Below are 4,937 nucleotides of genomic sequence, written 5' to 3' on the forward strand. Positions count from 1 at the left end.
GCCACCCAAACCATGGTGCTTCAGAATCCTGAGCCTGTGCAGGCGTCAATAACGAGTGTGTCGGATTACTCAGGATACGGTATATCCTGCTATGGATTAAGCGATGGCTCCATTACTGCCGAAGGCACGGGCGGCACCGGAGTATATACATACATGTGGTCAAATGGAAAAACATCCGCTGTCATCAACAGTCTTCCAACCGGTAACTATACAGTAACCGTTTCCGATAATAACGGCTGCAAGCAAGCAGTTAGTCAGGAAATCACTTCACCTACGACACTATCGTTATCAGTCGCAAATCAGAAAAATATATCCTGCTTTGGTGGTAATGACGGAAGTATACAATTGCAGTCAACAGGTGGTGTGGGCGGATATACTTTCTCGCGTGATAATAAAGCTACATGGCAATCGGGTAATGTATTCAACAACCTTTCGCAAGGAAGCTATACCGTTTACCTGCATGACAACAATGGTTGTGAAAAATCAACCTCAGCTATGCTAACACAACCAACTAAAATCAATATTTCTTTTAAGGATATACAACCTGCATTTTGCAGTAATGCAACCGGAACAGCTACTGCGGTTGTAACCGGTGGTGTTAGTGATTACAGTTATAGCTGGCAGGATTCAAAATCCAATGTAATTGATACTGATGCCGTATTGTCCGATGTAAAGAGCGGTATCTATACATTGCTGGTTACCGATAACAATGCTTGTCCGATGACAAACAGCGTGGCGATCACCAGCAACGATGGCGCGAAATCGACCTATACTGCTACGGCAGCAAAATGTTTTGACTCTTCTGATGGCAGCGCTCTGATTACCATTACAGAGGGCGATGGGCCTTTTGCCATTAAGTGGCCGGACGGGCAAACAGCTTTACAGGGAACAAACCTGCAAAAAGGTATATACAACGTATTGATAACGGATAGCCACAACTGTACCGTGGTGCAAGAGGTAGATATACCGGCTCCGGATGCACTTCAACTGACTGTTAAAAATGAAACCACACCGACCTGCAATGGTGTATGCGATGGACAACTAACACTTCAGGCAACCGGTGGTGCAGGTGGTTATATATACCAGTGGAATAACCAGACAGGCGCAACCCAAACGCAACTGTGTGCCGCTGTCTACCCGGTAATATTGAAAGATGCCAACGGCTGTATACTCCGGCAGGATGTAGAATTGAAACACCCTGACCCAATACAGGTAACCGTTGTCAATACGACACTGCCAACCTGCAAAGATGGTTGTGACGGAGCCTTGGAAGTAACGGCCAATGGTGGTAACGGAGGTTATACCTATACTTGGGCAGTTGGTGGAAATTCAAGCATCAAAAACAATTTATGCCCCGGAGATTATACCGTTGCTGTGACCGATGTAAAAGGATGTAAAGGCGAGAATACCGTTACCCTCGGCAACACACCTGCCTTGGCGCTTAACCTCGGCGGTGGTGTTACACTGTGTGTAGGACAAAAGTATACGCTGGATGCCGGTGCAGGATGGAAAAGTATAGCGTGGGGAAGCAGCACCGGACTGTCAAGCACCGATCAAAAGATTACGATCAATGAAGCGGGACGTTATTGGGCTGAAGTATACAATGACAAAGGATGTATGGCGCAGGATACATTTTTACTGCAAACATCGTATGATTTGCTCAAGGCCACCTTCCTGCTTCAGGACACTACTTTTGTTGGCGATACGGTAGTGGTCATTGATATATCATGGCCATTACCTGAGAAAGTAGAATGGAATTATCCGGCTGCGATGACGTTGTTACAAGATAACGGTGACCACTTCTATGGCCAGTTCAAGGACGCAGGAACTTATGAAATAAGTCTGGCAGCACATCTCGGCGAATGCTTCGATCAGATGACAAAATCCATCCTGGTACTTGATGAAGGTTCACCTTCTACAGGAGGCCGTCTGGGATATGAAGAATATGTAAAGCTGTTCAAACTATATCCGAACCCTAACGATGGTGCATTCCATGTAGGCGTAGAACTTACCGAGGAAATGCCGATTACCCTAAGTATATGGCATGCGCCTACCGGTGTCCTGATTAAGCAGGTTCAAAAGAGCGGTGACAATCAATATACGCTATACTTTGATCTTAAACCACTGACGTCTGGCACTTATGTGCTGCGGTTGGATTTTGAAAAGGGGACAAAGTATATACGGTTTGTGGTGGATTGAAATTATTGATTAAAGTCTAAACTAATGGCAAAAATTACGTACAGCCCGGAACTGTTAACACAGTTAAGCACGATTAAAAAACTTTCGCTTGAAATAATAAAAATCGATGAAGATAAATCAGACGAACAGCTACTGGCAGAAATAGAAATTATTCATGATGTTCTAAATGAAACAAAGCGTTTAGTTGAAAATAAAAATAACTGAAGGCTCCCCACCCATGTAGATCGAGGTTACCAAGGGATTTGGAGATAACGGATATAAAGTGTTATTGCCTAAGAGTTTTGATACTGTCCTTTTGGATTTCGATGATTTCCTCCATTACATTCATCAGGTTTTCGCGCTTCTTTTGAGCATAACGAAATTTTTGCTCTAACCATATAAAACCTAAAAGTATAATTATCGGTAGTAAGATTGTTGCGATGACGACAATGAGGATTTCCATAAAATAAAGGCGATTACAAAGTAACAAACGGCGTGTATAATAGCGTGGACATTCCCGAAAATAGTTAGAAGACCTATGTTATCTGAATGCAACCATTCCCATGTAAAAAAGTAAGGAAAGCTACTTAAAGTGTAAAACAGGATAGTCATGTTCAGAAGATAGTACTGCCGCGATACATTCTCTACTACATTTTCATAAAATAAGTAGATAATGTAAGCAGTCAAAAGTACGTACTCTACTGTAAGACTGAACGTGTTTATTTCTGTTCGGAAAAAATAGAAGTCCAACATCACAATCAAGAAACCGCTTGCTCCTATAATGTTAAAAACTTTTCGAGGCACTAATGTGCATGCGTGATCATAGAAATCCGAAAAAAGGTAAATTTCAATTGCGGTGAGCACATACGATACGTGTGCATTGTGTTGCCCCTTTATACGTAGTATATACGAGTATATTTCGGCTATTGTCCATACGGCACAAAGCCATACAATTGGCTTAAATCCTTTATCAATATGTCTGTAAAACATCATCCCAACGATAGTCGGGATGATTACAGTAAAGGCTAGTACCGTTATCCAAAGGTAACTCATGTATTTGAGCAGTATGGAGGGCACAGTTGTCCGCGATCTTCTATCGCAGTGTAAAGATTACTTCCCTGTGCATCTGTCGCAAGAATCATTACCGTATTTTCTCCATTGTCATTTTCCCCAAAGCAGATGCGCACTGACTCCGCACCGGGTGTATTCAGTACGCGTTGTATTGAATCTTTGTGAAACAATACGGCGTGGGTTTTTTCCGGATTTTTAGATTTAAAAGTTTTGTGCATTTTGTCAAATTCATCTTTCGAAATACTTCGACCATGTTTTTCATTTGCCATTTTATAGTTTGTTTAATTTAAATATGAAGTTCTCAAGCTTGGTGTACTTACGTTCCCGTGCAAAGTATTCATCGTGGCCAATAACCTTTCGCGAATTTGCATCAGCATAGCGAAGTATATCTATTCGCTCTTCAACGAAGTCAAACATGCTAAGAAAGTCTTCAAGGGAAACATCCTTACGATTAAGTTTGATGCGTAGCAATGCTTCCCGACTAAGGAAATATCGCATACCGATATGGGAGTAATCCATCAACAATTGGTCTTCCAGAAATTCAAACAAAATTTCAATGTCGCGCGCCTTACTTTTAGCCAACTCCTCCCGGATGCGTGGCAATCGATTAAAATTATAACCCATACCAATTCCTACTAACTGCAATACCCGTTAATCAACTTAACACTTAACAATTTGTTGTTTTATTTCTCACCAATATGGGCTCTTGGTTCGAAAAGCAATCAACATTCTGACTAATATAAGGTATTGGAAGCTTTAAAATTACGGTCTGAGGCGCTTTAATTCTTCTGAAAGGCGGGCGTTTTCACTTTTCAGTGATTGGATAAATTCATTTTTTGCGTCCACCAACTGTTCAAGTTTTTCGATCACCCGATTATCGTTTTTTAACTCACCAACTTCTCCCTTAAATTTAGGTAGATACAGTTGCTTGTCATCAGCCACTTTTGGCCCTTGTCCAAAAAGAATATAGATTGGATTTCCCTTAAATTCTTCAAATATCTTGATTAACAGGTCAATAGATATATCGCGTTTACCCGTTCTGATGTAACTAAGGGATTGGGGAAGATGTTCGACCCTCTGGCAAAATTCTTTCATGCTAGCAACGCTTCCGCGTTCCACAAGTTCATCGAAAACCTCCATGAATCTTTTCGACACGATATGTTGCTCAAATTGCTTTGCCATGTTTGATATTAACAATTCGTTTATTACTATTGCTACAGATAAACAAAATGTTTATAATTTGTTCCGATAATTGGAACACTAAATGTATGAAAAGTTTCGACACAATCGCAATGGAGGCTTCTTCGAAGGACTATCATGTAGTAGCCCAAATTGCTGATTGCTCGCTAAAGAACGTAAAGCTGGTTGTGCAGGGTAAGCGAGGCGACAACTTTAACATTCAATTAATTTTTTCAGGCTTACTGGACGCAAAGACGGAATTAATCGGGAAGTATAGAAAGAATAAGAAACGGAAGATTGATTGAGGCGGAGCCCCTAGATGCACCGAAAGCACAGGCAATAGCCTTGCTTTCCGGTGGCATCGATGTAAACAAAAAAGTTGTTGGCTATGAATACGGAACCAAATCGGATATACAATTTCAGTAAGCAGAACCTTTTTAACATCCTGGATTTACATGGCATCCGTGGCACGACAACTCGCATACTGGTACTAAGAATAATACTTATCC

6 protein-coding genes are annotated in these 4,937 nt (G+C 41.3%); 3 read left to right on the plus strand and 3 right to left on the minus strand.

Translation table 11 applies throughout. The features are described from left to right. On the plus strand, positions 1-2,199 hold a 2,199-nt coding region (locus tag VIN08_RS03705; protein ID WP_331960419.1), incomplete at its 5' end, for a T9SS type A sorting domain-containing protein. A 24-nt stretch (positions 2,200-2,223) separates the two neighbouring features. Next, positions 2,224-2,403 carry a hypothetical protein gene (locus VIN08_RS03710; protein ID WP_331960422.1) on the plus strand — a complete coding sequence of 60 codons (180 nt, stop codon included), beginning with the start codon at positions 2,224-2,226 and terminating at the stop codon, positions 2,401-2,403. 824 nt (positions 2,404-3,227) lie between these two features. Here the strand turns inward: VIN08_RS03710 and VIN08_RS03715 are convergent. The 3 genes from VIN08_RS03715 to VIN08_RS03725 all read right to left on the minus strand — a co-directional run bounded on the left by VIN08_RS03715 (position 3,228) and on the right by VIN08_RS03725 (position 4,431). Continuing rightward, complete coding sequence (locus VIN08_RS03715; RefSeq protein ID WP_331960425.1) at positions 3,228-3,518, minus strand: hypothetical protein; 291 nt, start codon at positions 3,516-3,518, stop codon at positions 3,228-3,230. A gap of 1 nt (position 3,519) precedes the next feature. Beyond that, complete coding sequence (locus VIN08_RS03720) at positions 3,520-3,873, minus strand: hypothetical protein (RefSeq protein ID WP_331960428.1); 354 nt, start codon at positions 3,871-3,873, stop codon at positions 3,520-3,522. Between the two features lie 138 nt (positions 3,874-4,011). After that, positions 4,012-4,431, minus strand: coding sequence for a hypothetical protein (locus VIN08_RS03725; RefSeq protein WP_331960431.1), 420 nt, complete (start codon positions 4,429-4,431; stop codon positions 4,012-4,014). A gap of 86 nt (positions 4,432-4,517) precedes the next feature. On the opposite strand from VIN08_RS03725, the gene VIN08_RS03730 reads away from it, so the two are divergent. Next, entirely contained in the window at positions 4,518-4,733 is a 216-nt protein-coding gene (locus VIN08_RS03730) for a hypothetical protein (RefSeq protein ID WP_331960434.1), read from the plus strand. Positions 4,734-4,937 lie beyond the last annotated feature (204 nt).

This window comes from Ohtaekwangia sp., from assembly GCF_036568665.1.
Lineage (GTDB): Bacteria > Bacteroidota > Bacteroidia > Cytophagales > Cyclobacteriaceae > Ohtaekwangia.

What these genes read in the sequence shown, in the direction of transcription:
- VIN08_RS03710 (WP_331960422.1), top strand. Translation starts at nt 2,224, where the DNA reads ATGGCAAAAATTACGTACAGCCCGGAACTGTTAACACAGTTAAGCACG.
- VIN08_RS03715 (WP_331960425.1), bottom strand. Translation starts at nt 3,518, where the DNA reads ATGGCAAATGAAAAACATGGTCGAAGTATTTCGAAAGATGAATTTGAC.
- VIN08_RS03720 (WP_331960428.1), bottom strand. Translation starts at nt 3,873, where the DNA reads ATGGGTTATAATTTTAATCGATTGCCACGCATCCGGGAGGAGTTGGCT.
- VIN08_RS03725 (WP_331960431.1), bottom strand. Translation starts at nt 4,431, where the DNA reads ATGGCAAAGCAATTTGAGCAACATATCGTGTCGAAAAGATTCATGGAG.
- VIN08_RS03730 (WP_331960434.1), top strand. Translation starts at nt 4,518, where the DNA reads ATGAAAAGTTTCGACACAATCGCAATGGAGGCTTCTTCGAAGGACTAT.